The 16,718-nt window shown below is 55.7% G+C and carries 14 protein-coding genes, 1 tRNA gene and 1 pseudogene; all 16 read right to left on the bottom strand.

Annotation, left to right across the window (positions count from 1 at the left end):
* Positions 1-25 precede the first annotated feature (25 nt).
* The 16 genes and pseudogenes from GXP52_00335 to GXP52_00410 all read right to left on the bottom strand — a co-directional run bounded on the left by GXP52_00335 (position 26) and on the right by GXP52_00410 (position 16,068).
* On the bottom strand, positions 26-691 hold the full coding sequence (locus tag GXP52_00335) for a 50S ribosomal protein L25/general stress protein Ctc (protein NOY85736.1): 666 nt from the start codon (positions 689-691) through the stop codon (positions 26-28).
* A gap of 27 nt (positions 692-718) precedes the next feature.
* Positions 719-1,660: a ribose-phosphate pyrophosphokinase gene (locus tag GXP52_00340; protein NOY85737.1), complete on the bottom strand. Its 942-nt coding sequence runs from the start codon at positions 1,658-1,660 to the stop codon at positions 719-721.
* Positions 1,661-1,699: 39 nt separating this feature from the next.
* Positions 1,700-1,774 (bottom strand) — tRNA-Gln (locus tag GXP52_00345).
* A 342-nt stretch (positions 1,775-2,116) separates the two neighbouring features.
* Positions 2,117-2,380, bottom strand: a pseudogene (spoVG, locus tag GXP52_00350) (septation regulator SpoVG).
* A gap of 274 nt (positions 2,381-2,654) precedes the next feature.
* Positions 2,655-3,518 carry a 4-(cytidine 5'-diphospho)-2-C-methyl-D-erythritol kinase gene (gene ispE, locus GXP52_00355; GenBank protein ID NOY85738.1) on the bottom strand — a complete coding sequence of 288 codons (864 nt, stop codon included), beginning with the start codon at positions 3,516-3,518 and terminating at the stop codon, positions 2,655-2,657.
* On the bottom strand, positions 3,515-4,294 hold the full coding sequence (locus GXP52_00360; protein NOY85739.1) for a hypothetical protein: 780 nt from the start codon (positions 4,292-4,294) through the stop codon (positions 3,515-3,517). The genes ispE and GXP52_00360 overlap by 4 nt, the downstream gene beginning before the upstream one ends.
* On the bottom strand, positions 4,291-6,036 hold the full coding sequence (locus tag GXP52_00365; protein NOY85740.1) for a tetratricopeptide repeat protein: 1,746 nt from the start codon (positions 6,034-6,036) through the stop codon (positions 4,291-4,293). The genes GXP52_00360 and GXP52_00365 overlap by 4 nt, the downstream gene beginning before the upstream one ends.
* A 3-nt stretch (positions 6,037-6,039) precedes the next feature.
* Positions 6,040-7,092 carry a tRNA (adenosine(37)-N6)-threonylcarbamoyltransferase complex transferase subunit TsaD gene (gene tsaD / locus GXP52_00370; GenBank protein ID NOY85741.1) on the bottom strand — a complete coding sequence of 351 codons (1,053 nt, stop codon included), beginning with the start codon at positions 7,090-7,092 and terminating at the stop codon, positions 6,040-6,042.
* Positions 7,073-8,005, bottom strand: a complete 933-nt coding sequence (locus tag GXP52_00375) for a divergent polysaccharide deacetylase family protein (protein ID NOY85742.1) — start codon at positions 8,003-8,005, stop codon at positions 7,073-7,075. Before GXP52_00375 ends, tsaD begins: the two co-directional genes overlap by 20 nt.
* Positions 7,980-9,332 carry a S41 family peptidase gene (locus tag GXP52_00380; GenBank protein ID NOY85743.1) on the bottom strand — a complete coding sequence of 451 codons (1,353 nt, stop codon included), beginning with the start codon at positions 9,330-9,332 and terminating at the stop codon, positions 7,980-7,982. The genes GXP52_00375 and GXP52_00380 overlap by 26 nt, the downstream gene beginning before the upstream one ends.
* A 16-nt stretch (positions 9,333-9,348) precedes the next feature.
* Entirely contained in the window at positions 9,349-10,527 is a 1,179-nt protein-coding gene (locus tag GXP52_00385; GenBank protein ID NOY85744.1) for a peptidoglycan DD-metalloendopeptidase family protein, read from the bottom strand.
* Positions 10,524-11,402, bottom strand: coding sequence for an ABC transporter permease (locus GXP52_00390; GenBank protein NOY85745.1), 879 nt, complete (start codon positions 11,400-11,402; stop codon positions 10,524-10,526). The genes GXP52_00385 and GXP52_00390 overlap by 4 nt, the downstream gene beginning before the upstream one ends.
* 8 nt (positions 11,403-11,410) lie before the next feature.
* Positions 11,411-12,076, bottom strand: a complete 666-nt coding sequence (gene ftsE, locus GXP52_00395; GenBank protein ID NOY85746.1) for a cell division ATP-binding protein FtsE — start codon at positions 12,074-12,076, stop codon at positions 11,411-11,413.
* A gap of 93 nt (positions 12,077-12,169) precedes the next feature.
* Complete coding sequence (locus tag GXP52_00400; protein ID NOY85747.1) at positions 12,170-12,610, bottom strand: hypothetical protein; 441 nt, start codon at positions 12,608-12,610, stop codon at positions 12,170-12,172.
* Between the two features lie 89 nt (positions 12,611-12,699).
* Positions 12,700-13,605 (bottom strand): LysR family transcriptional regulator, encoded by a 906-nt coding sequence (locus GXP52_00405; GenBank protein ID NOY85748.1) that lies wholly within the window; start codon positions 13,603-13,605, stop codon positions 12,700-12,702.
* Between the two features lie 42 nt (positions 13,606-13,647).
* The gene (locus GXP52_00410) at positions 13,648-16,068 is read right to left on the bottom strand and encodes a dihydropteroate synthase (GenBank protein NOY85749.1); all 2,421 of its coding nucleotides are present in this window, start codon (positions 16,066-16,068) and stop codon (positions 13,648-13,650) included.
* Positions 16,069-16,718 lie beyond the last annotated feature (650 nt).

The following is a 16,718-nucleotide window of genomic DNA, read 5'->3' on the forward strand; positions in this document are numbered from 1 at the left end:
TGGTCGGTCAAGAGGATATTGACTTCTAATCCTCCTTACCTTCCTCCTCATCCTTGCCTTTGCTGATAACCTCAGGTTCGGCCGATTCCTCCTCGACGGCGGCTTCAACCTCCTCTTCCTCTTCGGCGACAGCTCCTACGATGGTAAGGACAGTGAAGTTGACATCGTGATGGATGATGACGCCCTCGGGCGGCACGATTGACTCCACGTGGACGGAGTCGCCGATGTCCATGTCGCTGATGTCGATGGTGATGGACTCGGGAATGCTGTCGGGAAGGCAGGAGACCTCCAGTTCCCTCCGGTTGAACGTAAGGTTGCCGCCCATCGTGACCCCCTTGGAGTCACCCAGGAGTATCACCGGAACCTTGACGGTGAGTGTTTCATCCAGAGCGATCTCCTGAAAATCGACATGATAGATATACTCCCTGAAGGGATGTCTTTGAATCTCCCTGATAAGGACATTTTTTTCGCTTGTTTTTGTGTCCTCCCCGATCTGAAGCTTCAGGACATTCGTCGTCGCCTTACCACCGGAGAGCAGGTGCGACAGTTCCTCGGAATTCAGAACGAGAGGTGTGGTGGCCTCGCCCTGGCCGTAAAGAACAGCCGGGATTTTTCCATCCCGACGAAGCTTTCGGGCAACGCCCTTTCCGGAATTCTCACGGATCTCGGCAAAAAGTTTTAAAGCCGGCATGCTGGTATTTCCTCCTTTTTAACCCCTTCAGACGAAGAGGGAACTGACCGATTCGTGGTTGTGTGTCCTTCGGATTGCCTCGCTCAGGATTCCGGCCACGCTCAACTGGACTATCTTGTCGCACTTCATTGCTTCAGGTCGCAGCGGTATCGTGTCCGTAACGATGATCCGTTCAGCGGGAGACCGGGCAAGCCTTCCAACAGCGGATCCGGAAAAGACCGGATGCGTGGCACACGCAAATATCCGACGGGCTCCCGCCTTCAACAGGGATTCCATACCCTGGACCAGTGTTCCGCCGGTGTCAACAATATCGTCCACAATGACGACATCCTTTCCTTCCACGTCCCCGACGATATGCATGACCTGGCTGACATTGGGTCCGGTTCTTCTCTTATCAATAATGGCCAGACCGGCTTTCAGTCTCTTGGCGAAGGCGCGCGCCCTTTCAACCCCGCCCGCATCGGGTGAAATGACCACGGTGTTTTCCAGACGCAGTCCGTCCAGGTAGGAAAGAAGAACAGGGGCCGCGTAGAGGTTGTCGACGGGAATATCAAAAAATCCCTGTATCTGACCGGCGTGCAGATCCATGGTAAGAACCCGGTCCGCTCCGGCAACGGTGATTAGATTAGCCACCAGTTTGGCGGTTATGGGGGCCCTGGGGGCGACCTTGCGGTCTTGCCTCGCGTACCCGAAATAGGGAACAACCGCGGTTATCCTCCATGCGGATGCCCTTCTGAGAGCATCGATGAGGATCAACATCTCCATGAGGGTCCTGTTCCCGGGCTTTGAGGTGGATTGAATGACGAACACGTCCTCTCCCCGAATATTTTCGGAGATCTCAACCATGATCTCCCCATCGGAAAATTCACGGACCACTGCGTTCCCCAAGGGCTCGTGCAGGTTATTACAGATAGACTGTGCGAGTTCAGGATTTGCGTTTCCTGTGAACAGCTTTATTCTGTTTGCCATGATATTTCCGTGCCGTTGGTGCCGGTCATGTCGTTTATCTGGCTGGGGCGGTAGGATTCGAACCTACAAATGCGGGATCCAAAGTCCCGTGACTTACCATTTGTCGACGCCCCAGGAAGAGTTGTTATCCTCTGCGCCCCTGGCCCTTGGAGTGTCCCCTCCGAAAAAACGATGGGGCCGTCTTTATTCCTCGTAGCTGAACGCCTTTTCCGGGTCATCCGAAGGCTCGATGGTCGGGTTATCGGTCGGTTGCTTTTCCGGTTCCGTATTCTCGACGGGCGTTGGGTCGCTTGTCTCCGTATCCGAAGGGATGATTTTCTCTGCCGTGTCCTCCGGTACGTTCGCGTCCACGTCAGGGAGGGAATCCGGTGTGGCATCCACCTCGGGAGGGGAATCCGGTGCGGCATCCACCTCGGGAGGGGAATCCGGTGCGGCATCCACCTCGGGTCCAGCCGGCTCGACGACGATTTCCGCCTCCTGTTCGTACACCTTGAGGACCGCCTCCTCGATCATTTTTCTGGTCTCGCTGTTCAGGGGGTGAGCCACGTCCCTGAAGGTGCCGTCCTTACGTTTCTTGCTGGGCATGGCGATGAAAAAACCTTTGTTTCCGCTGATGACCTTCAGGTCCCTGACGATGAAACAGTTGTCGAAAGTGATCGTGGCGTAGGCCTTCAGTTTCTCCTCCTCCACCGGGAATACCTTTACATCCGTTATATTCATCCCCACACCATCCTTTCACTGTTGTCGTATTTTGAAACCCGGAGGTTCAATTCTGGTAGGGTCGTAAAAAGTCCATTCATGGCTTTTTACTCCTTTACTCCACGGAAAGCGAAAAGTGTCATTTCCACTTTCATCACAAATCAACAACTTGCCCTGCAAGTCATTGATTTGCGCGCCCCTAAGTGGGCGCCTTGATAACTTTTTGCGAAGTCATCAACCCCAAATCAGAAACCGTTGCAGGTCTCATCAAGACAGTCTTCCGGATCACCGGCATCTACGAAAAAACGGCTCGGGCGACGATCGCATCGAACCTTTCCAACCTCGTTATCTTCCGGGCGGCTTCTTTTGCGTCACCCATGTTTTCAAAAAGCCCGAAAACAGCGGAACCGCTCCCCGACATCAAAGATGCCCTTGCTCCATGTCGGATTAACACTTCCTTGCATCTCTTGACCTGAGGAAAACGTTCAAAAACACAAGTTTCCAGGTCGTTAACGAGGAACCCACCCCACATGTCGGGGGACAACTCTCCCCTCATGGCTCTGGAAAGTGGAGAAATCCTATATTCCCCCGGGCTTTTTGTCAAACGGAAATTGGAATAAGCCCACCGGGTGGAAACCGCTACATCGGGATAGACAATGACAAAGACAGCGTTAATCCGGAGATCGGATGGTTTGACAATCTCCCCCTTCCCACGGATGACCGCCGGTGATGGATGGAGGAACAGGGGGACGTCCGAACCCAGCTGTTCGGCAATGCCCAGGAGGACATCCCGGTCGAGGGAAAGCTTCCATATATGGTTAAGGCCCAGGAGTACGGCAGCCGCGTTGCTGCTGCCCCCCCCGAGGCCGGCCCCGTGGGGGATGTGCTTGTCGAGATGGATCCGGACCCCCTTGGCCGGAATGTCGGCCGATTCCCGGAGCAGCTCAGCAGCCCTTTGGGCGATGTTCCCGGAATCTATGGGCAGTGTGGGATCATTACACCGGAGCGTGATCCGCCCATCGGGGGAATTTTCAAGCGTGATCCTGTCGTAGAAATCCACCTTCTGAACGAGGCTTTCTATGTCGTGATATCCATCCGGGCGCTGGTTCAGGATCTGGAGGGTCAGGTTCACTTTGGCGGGTGCGAGGAGCCTTATCATTGCTCGATCTCGAGGTCACGCACAGGGATGTTTTGGGGGATTGGGCGCAAAAAGGCCCCCGGCGGGATGGTTTTCAAAACCCTGGAGTCCTCCAGCTCTGCTTTAAGTGTGGCCGTATCCGACCGAAACTGGAACCGGACAGGCAGATGCGGCGCGTCTTTGGAGTTGACGACCCTTATCGTTCCCCCCTTGACCTGAGCGGACAGTTCCATCGGGTAGGGGACGGCGCCATGTCCAAAAATGTATCGCAGGGACCCCCAATCCGGAACATCGAGGTAAAGTACCGTCTTCCCCGATTTCAATTCATAGGCCGTGGCCTCGGAGTAGTCAGAGCCGGGTGGCAGTGATCCTGTCACCAGGAAAGGGATCCAGGCTGGATCCAGGGGAAAGGGGAAGGGTAGGTAGGGAGAGAGGTCCATCCCGTGAGCTGAGGTGTGGTATGCGGCGCCGGCTCTTGGGTAGTAGGCCCAGACATTCTCACCGTCGCCGACCATGAGAAGAAGGGTGCTTCCCAGGATTCCCGGAACCTCCAGACGGAAGCTTTGAGGCTGGGAAACAAGCAGATAGGCCTTCCCCTGGAAGTGCCTGCCGTTTTCCGTGAAATTCATCTGCATGGTTGTCGCGAACGCCCCTGCCATACGGGAGCGGTCCTTCAGGATATTGAGAAGTGGAGTGGGATCGACAGATCTGATCCGCCTTAATTCGGCCGGGGCGCAGGAGGCCAGGAGAATGGCGGTGACGCAAAGGATGATATATGTGCGGAGGCGGGTCCTCATTGACCGGCGGGGGATTGACCGAGTTTACGGAGTTCTTCGCGTATACGGTCATTATCAGGGTCGGTCTTCAGTGCGCGTTGGTAGTATTCCACCGCCTTGTCCACCTTCCCGATTTTCCGGTATGTGTCGCCGATATGTCCCAGGACCGTTGGATCCGTTGACATCTTCTCCTGGGCCTTCAGGAGGTACTCCAGCGCTTCCGGGTAACGGCCCATCTGAAAGTAGGTCCAGCCGAGGCTGTCCATTATGTATGGGGCGTCGGGTTTTATGTCCAACGCTTTCTTTACAAATTCGAGGGCTTCGTCAAGGTTGATCCCCTTTTCGGCCCACGAGTAGCCGAGGTAGTTTAAGGCATCGTAGTGGGATGGATCCAACTTGATGATCTTCCGCATGATCGCCTCGGTTTTGGAGAAATCTCCGCTGCGGTCGTACATGATCCCAAGTTGGTAGAAAAGAGAGGTGTCGCCGGGATTTTTCTTCACACCCTCCTCAAGCAGGGCAACGGCCTCATCGTACCTCTTCATGTCCGCCAGAACCTGTGCCGTGAAGGTTATGATAGAAGTTTTTCCCGGTTCCAATGAAAGGGCCGTCTGTAGCTGGTTCAGGGTTTTTGCGGGATTCCCCATGGCCTCGTAGACGACGGCCATGTAGAAGTGGGGCTCGTAACGGTTCGGTGCCAGCAGCGCGGCCTCCCGGAACGTCTTGATTGCCTCGTCGTAACGTTTGAGCTCCCTCTGGAGTGTCCCCGCCTCCATGGTAATCTCGTAACTTGAAGGGGACAATGCCTTTGCCCGTTTTATGAAGGAGAGGGCCTCCTCAAAATTTTTCTCCTGCGCGTTTACCAGACCCATCATCAGCAGGGCGTTACTGTTGTCCGGCTCCTGGGAAAGTATGATCTCCATCTCCTGCTTCGCCTCCTCGAATTTTTCCTCCTTCACGAGCAGGTGCACCAGGAGTTGCCGTACGCTGTTCTCTTTCCCGTTGGTCTTCAAAAAATCCCGGTAAAGTTTTTCGGCTTTGTCGAGACTGTTCTGCTCTTCATAGATCTTTGCGAGTTGACTGATGGCCGACAGGAAGGAAGGATTGATCTCGATAGCTTTTTGCAGTGACTTCAGGGATTCATCGGAGTTTCCCCTGCGGGCGTGGAGCTGTGCCATGTAGTAGTAGGCGATAGCAGCGTGGTTTTCGTGAGAGGCAAGCTTCTGCAGTGTTCCCAGGGCCTTTTCCCAATCCCCTGTCTTTTCGTAAGCTTCGGTGAGGAGGATGTAGGGGGTTATACCTTCCGGGTCAAGAGCGATGCTCTTCTTGAAATGTTCTACAGCCTCAGCCATCTCGCCCTTTTCCGCGAGAGTTCTGCCGATAAAAGTATGGACTTCCGCCCTGTTCGGATTGATTTTCATGATCCGCTGGGCGGTCTTCAAGGCTTCATCCTTTCTCCCCACGTCCAGGTAGAGTTTGAGCAGCTCCATCAGGATGGTGTCAGACTCAGGGTCGAGTTTGTCGGCCTGTTCAAAATCCAGGATGGCCTCGTTACGCCGTCCGGCCCCGGACTCGATGATCCCCATAATAAAATGGGTGTAGGCATCCGATTGCCGGTCCGTTATTCCCCTGTGGCCGGATTCGGGGTATGCGCTCGCAGGAGGGTGTCCCTCAGGGAGCGGCGGTGTTCCCTTCTCTACCGGGAGCGTCGTACAGGCTGCGAGAAAAAGTGTTAAAAGAAAAGAAAGTGAGAGCATTTTCATCTGCTATTGTCCCTTTCGAACGGGTCCGCGGGCCCGAAGCGATTTGGTAGAATATGCGTTTAAGCTCAGGATGTCCATTCCGGCCTGGTCGCGCATCCGGTATCCCATCGCGGCCACCATGGCGGCATTATCTGAACACAGTGAAGGGGGCGGAAAATGGGAACTGAACCCATCCCGCAATCCTGCATCCACCATACGGGTCCTCAGGAGACTGTTCCTGGCCACCCCTCCTGTCACGACCAGATGTTTTACCCCGCAGTTTCTCACGGCCTGCCTGCATTTTGCCACCAGGACATCTATTACGGCAGCAAGATATGACGCGGCCAGGTCAGCGCTGCCCGGAAGCGGCCGGTCTGTTCCATTCGTGCCGGTGTCCAGGTACCCATTCCGGAGGAGATAGGTGTATAGAGCGGTTTTAAGGCCGCTGAAGGAAAAGTCCAGGTTATCCTTACCCACGAGGGGGCGGGGCAGGGCAAAGGCTTCCGGATTCCCTTTCAGAGCGGCTTTTTCCACTGCCGGCCCACCCGGGTAACCAAGGCCGAGCAACTTGGCGGCCTTGTCGAGGGCCTCGCCCGCAGCGTCGTCCAGTGTCTTGCCCACGGATCTGATGGAGCCCGTGGGACCGATTTCAAACAGCGTGGTATGACCGCCCGAGGCGACGAGAGCCACCGACGGGGTCGGAGTCCCCCCTGCAAGATCCATGGTCATCAGGTGGGCCTGGATATGATCCACTGCGACCAATGGCAGCCCCATGGAAAACGATAACCCCTTGGCGAAGGAAAGCCCCACCAGAAGGGAGCCAAGAAGACCGGGACCGGCGGTTACGGCAATAAGTTCCATTTCCGCGGGGTTCGTATCCGCCTCGTCAAGGGCGGCTGCCACTACACTATCGATGCGCTCAAGATGGCAGCGCGAGGCCATCTCCGGGACGATCCCTTCATATGGGGCATGGATCGAGTCCTGGGATGAAACGATGGAGGACAGGACTTCCCTGCCATTTCGCACGACGGCCGCGGCGGTGTCGTCGCAGGATGTCTCAATTCCCAGAATCAGCACGAGCCAGCACCTCCTCCACCGTGCCCCAACGAATGCCCCGTCGCCGGGCCTCTTCAGCCAGCCTTTTCAGCGCTTCCGCCGTTTCAGGATAGGGATGCCCAATGCCGATGGCCCAGCCCCTTTTCTCGGCCCTGTCCAGAAGTTCCCCGGCCTGAATGTCAATGTCTTCGGGCGTCCGTTTGTTGTCAAGAAACACGTCTCTTTCGCCGGCGGACATTTTCATCCCGCTGGCGAGTTTGTAGGCGACACTGTCGATAGAGGTCCTGCTGTCTATGAAAAACAGCCCTTTTTTCTTGATGACTTTGAGAACGGCCGACATGGTCCGTTCGTCAGACGTGGCTTTTGACCCCATGTGGTTATTTATCCCCACCGCGAAAGGAAACTCATCAAGGTCATTCGTTATGGTCCGCTCGATTTCATCGGGATTAAAACCGACGAGGACGGCCCCTTTTCCGGGATTTACATGTGGATACCCCACAGGTTCCATCGGCAGATGGAGGAGAACCGTCTTCCCCGCTTCATGGGCCTCCCGGGCGAGGTCCCTCGAGTGTGGCCGCATGGGAAGAAATGCGAGTGCGACAGGTTGGTCAAGCTCCAGAAACGGGGCGGCCGCCGGGCGGTTATGCCCGAGGTCATCGATAATGATGCAAAAAACATTGACTTTCGTCGGGGGTACGGGGACCGGTACCGGTATTGGGGGCAGAGGGGGAGGCGGTGCCGCCGGTGGCCTGAAGAACAGGACCAGGAAAAAGAGTGCGGCCAGCAGTACACCGATCAGTAAAGCCTTTTCACTTCCTTTTACCCAACCGGAGACTGCCTTCCGCTCCTTTTTGTTTTTACCTTTGCCTCGGCTCTTTGCGCCGCCAGACGATCTCTTGCCCAGTTGGTTACTCCGATGTTCCCTGAATTCCAGCCGATTGTTTGTTCCTGAAAAGGTTCAGGCCTTTCAGAAGGTCTACAGCTCTCATAAGCTGATCATCGTCCTTGGGGTTGTTTGGGATCATGTTTATGTGAGAAGCGGATTCATCTCCCTTCGATGGTTCCTTTTTCCCCTTTAACTGTTCGTTATCAAGATGTCCGGCGAGATCCTTTTCCCTGATGTGGCCTTCGGGCTTCCCTGAACGGTTTTCGACGACAATATCAGGTTCAATACCCGTATTCTGAATGGAACGTCCGCTGGGAGTGTAGTATTTGGCGGTCGTGACCCTCATGCCCGCTCCATCACCAAGTCGGTAGATAGTCTGCACAGACCCCTTTCCGAAGGTTGTCGTCCCGATTATGATTGCTCTTTTATCATCCTGCAGGGCGCCCGCGACGATCTCGGAGGCGCTCGCGGAACCGCCGTTTACCAGAACTACGATGGGATAATCCGGCTCCGTTCCCTTCTTCTGGGCATTATAGGAATAGTTCTGGTTCTTCAAGCGTCCTTTTGTGGAGACAATGGGCCCGGAGCCGATGAACCTGTTGGCAATGTCTATGGCAGACATCAGGAGGCCGCCGGGATTGTTCCTGAGGTCTATGATAAGCCCCTTGAAGGAATCCTTTTTGCCCTTCCGGATCTTCCGCAGGGCCGCGTCGAATTCATCCTTGGTCTTCTTTTGAAACTGGGTGATCCGGATGTACCCTATGCCGTCATCGATTTCTTTTGTCTTGACGCTGATAAGGGGGATGACATCCCTGGTAATGGTAAAATCAATGGGCTTGTCTACACCCTCGCGGGCGATGGTGATGGTGACCTTCGTTCCCTTGGGCCCCCTCATGAGTTTTACCGCCTCCATGAGGGACATATCTTTTGTAGGTTTGCCCTCGATCTTGACAATCTTGTCCCCGGCCAGGATTCCAGCCCTGAACGCGGGGGTATCATCAATGGGGGCTATCACGGTCAGGATGTTTTCCCGGATTCCGATGGTGATGCCGACCCCCTGAAACTCACCGGTGGTGTCGATCTGCATCTCCTTGTACATGTCCGGATCCATGAATGAACTGTGTGGATCAAGAGTGCGCAGCATACCCTTGATGGCCCCACGCACCATCTTCTTGCTGTCAGGGACGTCCACATAGTTCTGCTGGACGATAGAAAAGGCCTGAGAGAAGATCTTGATCTGGTCGTAGGTGGATGATCCACCGGTTCCGGCAAAGGCCTGAACGTCTGCAACCGGGTGGCGGTCGCCTATCAATATGCCGAACAGGAAAAGCAGAGTGACCAGAATCCCGATTTTTCCCCAGCGAAAGCGCTTCATCTTTTCCTCCTGTTATTCATCCACCGGAAAACCATGGCATGGGATCCACCGGTTTCCCGTGGTGCCTGATCTCAAAATAGAGGGCGGGACCTTCCAGGGAACCGCTCTCTCCGGCGAGGCCGATTACCTCATCAGTGTCAACCTCCTGGCCGATCTTCACGTTGATGGCCGAAAGGTGGCCGTAGAGGGTGTAATAGCCCCCCCCGTGATCCAGGATGATGATCCTGCCGTATCCCCGGAACCAGTCCGCAAAAAGTGTTTTCCCCTTGAAGACGGTCCTTACGGGCGTTCCTTCCGACGAGCGGATGGTGATTCCCCTCGACAGAGTGAAGGTGTTGAATTTGGCGTTCCTGTTCTTTCCAAAACCCACCATGATTTTGCCCGAGACGGGACGCTTCAGAGCGCCTTTGAGCATTGGAAAGGCGGATTCACCGGTCTCGGCCTGCTGGTTGAGAGCCTCTATGAGTTTAATGAGCCGTTTGGAAGATGCCTCCAATTCACTGATAAGGCGGGAATATTTTTTCCTGTCATTCCTCACAGACGCCAGAAGGATACCCCTGGACCGCTTTTTTCGAGAAAGAACCGAAAGATCGGATTCCAGGTCCCGGCGCGTGCCGGCCAGGCGTTTCTTTTCCTCGAGGAGTCGGTTCTCCTCCTGTTGCCCCTGATGATAGAGATCGGCCGCGCGATGGAAAAGATTGGAATCGTACGCTGAAACCCTTCTCAGGTAGTACAGCCGGCGTGTCAGATCATCAATCCCGCTGGAGCCTAAAACCACCTTTAAATAGCTTACATTACCTGCTTTGTAAAGAGCGATGGATCTTGCCAGAAGCCGGTTTTTTGCCGCCTCCCGTTTTTTGGCTATGGACCTCAGGTTCTCTTCCGCCCGAGCGATGTCGGCGCGTAATTTCCGTTCCTTCCGCCGAAGAAGACCGACTCTTCTCTTCTTGTCCCCGATATCCCGGTCCAACGCCTCCAGCTCTCCGAGAATTGTCTTCTCCCTGTTCTTCGATTGCCGCACTTTCTCCTTCGCGGTATCCTTCTTCCTCTCAACTGCCTGAAGTTCCTTCCTGCTCTTCTCGATTGACCCTTTGGTGTCCCTTCCGGCGACGTTGGCAGGCATGATCCAGGCGAACAGGAGAAAGGCTGATAGGGCGGACAAAGAGATTGAAGAGAGGAAAGGCCGCCGAATCATCTGGAAAATCTCCCTACGGAGGCCAGGCTTCCCACCCCTCCCAACGCCATGCCTCCAACAAGGATGGCGATGACGGCCACAGGAGGGAGAAAACGTAGAGAGGCGATTCCAAGGATCTGAAAAACCGTTGAGTCGATCCTGGCGACAAGAACCTGGTATAAAATTACAAGAAGCCCGATGGAAATGGCGGAACCGGCGAGACCCTGCATCAGCCCCTCTATGAGGAACGGGGTGCGGATGAACCCCTCCGTGGCGCCGACGAGCCGCATGATCTCCAGTTCCTCTTTCCTGGCCAGAACCGTCAGTTTGATGGTATTGGAAATGATAAAAATAGCCGCCAGGCAGATGATGCCGCCCAGGATCGCGGCGATGAGATTGATCACTTCCATGACCTTTTCCAGACGCTGCAGCCACTCCTTTCCGTAAGCGATCTCCTCTACCAATGGATCGTCCCCGATCCTGGAGAGTATGGAACGGACCCCCTCCACGTTTCGGTATTCGCTGCGCGGCGTTAAACGCAGGCTGGCTGGAAGAGGCTGTTCGCCCAGGCCCTCAAGGAGATTTTTCTCCCCTCCGAGCATGGATTTAAACTCCTTTAATGCCTGCTCTTTGGTGACGTAGGTTACCGATTCCATCTCAGGAAACCCCGTCACCCTGTCGATCAGGGCGTTCACATCCGAAGCGCTGAAGCCGTCCCTCAGATAGATGGTTATCTGGACATCCTTCTTCCACTGTTTAAGGACGCCGTTGAGATTGTGGTCCAAAAGGAGGTAGCTGCCGACCATCAGGAGGCTTATCGCGATTATGCCGGTGGTTATCGCGCTGCTGACCCAGCTTTGCCTGAGGTTGGCTATGGCCCTGAAAAGGGAAGACACGAGGCGGTTCAGGGTGCCCCTCCCCGCGCAATGCTTCCATTTTCCAGATGAATGGCGTCCCTGCTCATGTTCTTGACCATATCAATATTATGGGTCGCTACGATAACGGTGGTCCCCCGGGCGTTCACGTCGGAAAAAATATCCATGATATGCCGGGAGGCCTCGTTATCCAGGCTTCCGGTAGGCTCATCGGCGATGAGGATAAGGGGTTCGTTGACCAGGGCCCGGGCGATGGCCACCCGCTGTTGTTCCCCTCCTGAAAGGGTCAACGGATTCGCCCTCATCTTGTGGTGGACACCAAGACGCTTGAGGACGAGCCATACCCGTCGGCTGATCTCTCGCCTGGGGATACCAAGCACCTCCAGAGCCAGGGAGACGTTTTCAAAAACATTACGGTTGGGCAGAAGTTTGAAATCCTGAAATACCACGCCGATCTCTCTTCTCAACATCGGGATCTTCGAATTAGGCAGCCGCGCGATATTGCGGCCATGGACAAGTATCTGCCCGTTTGTCGGCCTTTCTTCGGCGAAAATGAGTTTCAGGAGTGTGCTTTTCCCCGCCCCGCTTGGACCGGTAATGAAAACGAAATCGCCCTTGGGAACGTGGAGGTTCATCTCGTGCAGAGCGGGCACGTCTTTCTGGTAATATTTGCTGACGTGAAATAGCTGAATCATTCCGTCGTGGAGCCCATCATTCTATAGTGTCGTAAAAAGTCCATTCGCTGCTTTTTACTCCACGGAAAGCGAAAAGTGTCATTTTTACTTTCCTCATTCCTCATCCATCTCGGAGGCGAGGTATTCAAGGATCACCTGGTCGAGATTTTTCTCCCTGAAAGGTTCAGGGGAACGCGTCGGCCCCGGGGCGGTGTCAGGCGATTTCATGTCCGCCGGTTTGTCTGGAGGGGGGGGCTCAGGCGGTGGGGACCAGAAAGCAGATACGGAAGGAGCCGGGGGGGTGGAGGCGGATATGGACCCGGTTTTTACAGCCCTTATCATGGCCCGATGCTGATCCTCCAGCATGATCCGCAACCGGGTCAGAAAACCTTCAGTGCCGAGGATCTCGGTGTAGTTTGTCTTCCTGGATGCTAGGATCCGCCCGCCTTGGTATACCAGGCTTACAATTACCGGGTGTTCTTCGCCGCCATCCTCCGTCTGGACATGGTAGACCGTGCCACCGCGTTTGATGTCGGTGTTATATCCGATGATCATCTGGTGTCATACCTGCCCTCAAAGTTCCCGTCCCTTTTGGGGTTGATTATATAACTCCTGTTCATTACTTCAAGACCCGACGAACATATTCAGCGGGACGACCCGGTCAGACTCTCCAGAAGGCATTGGGCGGCCGGGAGAAGGCTCCTTGATCGATGGGTTACAATAAAAAACCCACGCCGCACCTCCAGCCACGGGGTGTGCATCTCGATGAGCTCTCCCGATACCAGCTCTTTCTCAACTGTCATACGGGAAAGAAAGGCCCCCCCCATCCCGGTGAGGGTTCCCTCGAGTACGGACCTGGTACTGCCCAGCGTGGCGATCCAACGAAGCTTTTCAGGCTTGATATCCGAATCCTTTAACGCTGCATCCACCGCCATCTGGGTCCCTGAGCCGGATTCCCTTCGTATGAGCGGCATGCGCTGGAGACCCACCTTGTCAATAACCGGAGGAATACCGTTCTTCTCGACAAGATCGGGTCCGGCCACGAGGATGATCCTGTCCTCCCTGAAAAGGCTTGAATGAAGGGATGGATGTGAGGCTTGGGTCCCTGCGAGGCCGAAGGCGGACCTGCCGCTGAGGACCTGTTCCATTACGGACTGCGAATCGCCGACGGCAAGATTGACCTGGACCTCTGGAAAACGTCGGCTGAAAATGGTCAGGATACGTGGAAGAAGGTACTCCCCGGGCACCGTGCTGGAGGCAATCCCCACCTCACCTCTGATCTCTCCCATGAAGGCGCTGACGGCCTGACTCGCCTGCCCGCAAAGGCTCAGAATCCTGTCGGCGTAATCGACGAAAATAGCGCCCGCGGGCGTCAGGGTGACCGTTCTGCCGGCCCTGTCCAATAGCTTGACGCCCAACTCTCTTTCCAGATTCTGGATGTGCGTGCTTAAGGTCGGCTGGCTTATCTCCACCTCCCTGGATGCCTTTGAAAAACCGCCGTATCTCGCAACAGCGCTCAGTGCGCGTATCTGTCGAAGGTCAAAAGTCAAGACTAAAGCCCTCGCCCGGGTTATGGACTCTTCGTGGGCCCATCACCGTTTTTTCCTTTCATCGAGAAGGCGCTGGAAAATGCCCACCGCCGCCGTGGCGTCCCCGGCGTACGCGTCCGCTTCGATCTCCTTTGCGAAATCCTCGGTCACCGCGGCGCCTCCGATCAACACGGGAAAATCGATTCCCGTCGTTTTCAGAGCATGGACGGCCTCTTTCATCTTGGCCATGGTGGTTGTCATGAGGGCCGAGAGCCCGACAGCGTCGACCTTTTCCTCTTTGGCCGTCCGGACAATCTTCTCCGCGGAAACGTTTTTCCCAAGGTCAAAGACCTCATAGCCGTGGTTTTCCAGGAGGGTAATGACTATGTTTTTACCTATGTCATGGATGTCGCCCTCGACCGTGGCCATAAGGATACGTCCGCGTGCCGGCAGACCCTCGCCTTTGAGCTTTTCCTTGATCGGTTCAAAGGCGGCTTTCATCGCCCTGGACGACATGATGACCTGGGGCAGAAAATACTCATTGGAGGCGAACCTGGCACCCACCTCGGACATGGCCGGGATAAGAATGCCTTCACCAATCTCCATGGGAAGAGCTCCCCCCTCGAGAAGTTCCCGGGACAGCTTGCGCGCCTGGTCGGGGTCCCCATGAATAATGGATTTTGAAAGCTTCTCCTCGGGGGAGGTACCCTCCTCCTGCCGGGATATGGCCGCCCCCCCGTCATGTCCGGAATAAATCCGGATATATTCCCTGGCCTGGGAATCCTGGTTCAGGATGACCCGTGAGGCGCCCATGATTGCCATGGATGTTTTGTGGAAAGGATTGATGATGGCGGCCGAAAGGCCTGCCGACGCGGCCATTGCGAGGAAGGCCGCGTTAAGGTTTTCCCTGGCCGGCAGCCCGAACGACACGTTGCTGATCCCTAAAATGGTGTTTAGTCCCAGCTCATCGTGGATCATTCTCAGGGCCTTGATGGTCTCGAACACCGATTCCTGCTCCGCCCCGGCGGAAAGCGTCAGACAGTCGATGACAACGTCGGCGGGATTCATTCCCGCCTTGACGGCCTCGCGGAGTATTCGTCGGGCAATGGCCACGCGGTCTGACGCCCTGGAAGGGATTCCCCTTTCATCGAGTGTAAGACCCAGGACGGCTGTTCCGTACCGCACCGCCAGTGGAAGGACCTTTTTAAGACTTTCGGAATCCCCGGTGACCGAATTGATGAGGACCTTTCCGTCAGCGGCTTTCAGCCCCGACTCGATTACCTCGGGGCGCGGGGAATCCAGGCTCAGGGGAACGCGGGAGGACTGCTGAACGACGAGGACCGCCTCGTGCATTGCGGCGGCCTCATCTACGCCGGGAACCCCGACGTTGATATCCAGGAGGTTGACCCCCGCCTCGACCTGAGCATGCGCCTCATCGCGGTAAAGATCCATTCTTCCGTCCTTGACGGCCTGCGCGAGGGCCTTTCTACCTGTGGGATTGAGCCGCTCTCCAATGGCCCGAATCGGGCTGTTGCCCCCCAGAAAGAGGACGGATTGACGACAGGAAAGCCTGGTCGCTTTCGGGTCGGTCAGAGTTCTGGGAGCCCGGGGAGCGGACCGGTCGAGTTTCTCGCGCAGTTTCGAAATATGCGCCGGCGTGGTTCCGCAGCACCCCCCGATAATTCCCGTGCCGATCCCCAGCAGCTCTTCAACGGTATCCGCCGTCTGGTCCGGTGTTGCCGGGAAAATCGTATTCCCATCCACCAGTTTGGGCATGCCGGCGTTGGGAATGGAGGCCAGGGGCAGCTCCGTTGTCGAAGCCATGCGGCGAAGGATGTCAAGAATCCCCTCGGGGCCCAGGCCGCAGTTGGAACCTACCGCGTCCACTCCGAGAGCATCCAGAGTCACCGCGGCCGCTTCGGGGGATGTCCCCAGGAGGGTCTTCCCGACAGGTTCAAAGGTCATCATGGCGACGATGGGGATTTGGCAAAGGGAACGGACGGCGATGACGGCGGCCCGCAGCTCCTTGATATCGGTAAAGGTCTCAAGGAGGATCAGGTCGGCCCCGGCCTCGATGAGCGCGTCGGCCTGCTGACGAAAAACATCGAAAGCCTCGGAAAAATCCAGGTCGCCGACCGGGTTGAGAAATCTCCCCGTGGGGCCGATGCTCGCGCCCACCAGTGCCCGACCGGCCGCCGCCTCCAGGGCGATCCTTACAGCCCGGGCGTTGACCTTCTCAGTCTGGTCGTCGATTCCAAACGAGGAAAGCTTGATCCGGTTTCCGCCGAAGGTGTTTGTTTCGATAATGTCCGCGCCGGCCTCGATGTAGGCACGGTGAACGGCGGAAACGGTCTGAGGGTTCTGGATGTTGAGAACCTCGGGGCACTGTCCCACCTGAAGGGCCGAGGACTGCAGCATGGTCCCCATGGCCCCGTCACAGAGCAGGGTCTTCTCCTTGAGCCTTTCATGGAATGAATATGCCATTGTCGACGACCTCGTGATAAATCCCCCGATTTTGGGGTTGATATTTCAATCTCCGCAACGTCTGGCTATTGAACTATTGAATTTATTGATAGGTATAGCATATCTATTAAATCGGTTCATCCGGTAATGCGTACCTTAAGCCCGGGTTCAACGGGGGAAAGCAGTCCAGAGTCCATCCGCCTTCGCTCTTCGAGCTATGGGATAGAGCAGTCCAGAGTCCAGTGTCCAGAGTCCAGAGGAAAAAACAGGTCCAATGTCCAATGTCCAACAGGATAAAGCAGTCCAGTGTCCAGAGTCCATCCGCCTTCGCCCTTCGGGCTTCGTCGAGACATGGAGTCCAGAGGGAAGAAAAACGGGCGCCGTGACAAGCTTTTCAGCTCCGCCCGGGATTGCCGCGTCACTCTCGTTTCCCTCGATGCTCCTCGCAATGACAACAAAATAATAAGGTACGCATTAACCAGATGAACCGACTTCATAAGGCTTATTGGCCGCTGATACACGCTGATTTCCGCTGATAGATCTAAGACTAAACCCTAACCTGGGGGTTGAAAGGGAATCGCGACAAGATGTTCCTTAACCAAAGATTTTGGTTGTTGGCTCTTGCAGGCGGAATATTCGGGTTCGCTTTTATGTGGATAATGGATATCCCA

The organism is Deltaproteobacteria bacterium (genome assembly GCA_013151915.1).
GTDB lineage: Bacteria > BMS3Abin14 > BMS3Abin14 > BMS3Abin14 > BMS3Abin14 > BMS3ABIN14.

Coding starts and splice junctions, on each gene's coding strand:
- GXP52_00335 (NOY85736.1), bottom strand. CDS start 691: ATGCCGGCTTTAAAACTTTTTGCCGAGATCCGTGAGAATTCCGGAAAG.
- GXP52_00340 (NOY85737.1), bottom strand. CDS start 1,660: ATGGCAAACAGAATAAAGCTGTTCACAGGAAACGCAAATCCTGAACTC.
- ispE (NOY85738.1), bottom strand. CDS start 3,518: ATGATAAGGCTCCTCGCACCCGCCAAAGTGAACCTGACCCTCCAGATC.
- GXP52_00360 (NOY85739.1), bottom strand. CDS start 4,294: ATGAGGACCCGCCTCCGCACATATATCATCCTTTGCGTCACCGCCATT.
- GXP52_00365 (NOY85740.1), bottom strand. CDS start 6,036: ATGAAAATGCTCTCACTTTCTTTTCTTTTAACACTTTTTCTCGCAGCC.
- GXP52_00380 (NOY85743.1), bottom strand. CDS start 9,332: ATGAAGCGCTTTCGCTGGGGAAAAATCGGGATTCTGGTCACTCTGCTT.
- GXP52_00385 (NOY85744.1), bottom strand. CDS start 10,527: ATGATTCGGCGGCCTTTCCTCTCTTCAATCTCTTTGTCCGCCCTATCA.
- ftsE (NOY85746.1), bottom strand. CDS start 12,076: ATGATTCAGCTATTTCACGTCAGCAAATATTACCAGAAAGACGTGCCC.
- GXP52_00400 (NOY85747.1), bottom strand. CDS start 12,610: ATGATCATCGGATATAACACCGACATCAAACGCGGTGGCACGGTCTAC.
- GXP52_00410 (NOY85749.1), bottom strand. CDS start 16,068: ATGGCATATTCATTCCATGAAAGGCTCAAGGAGAAGACCCTGCTCTGT.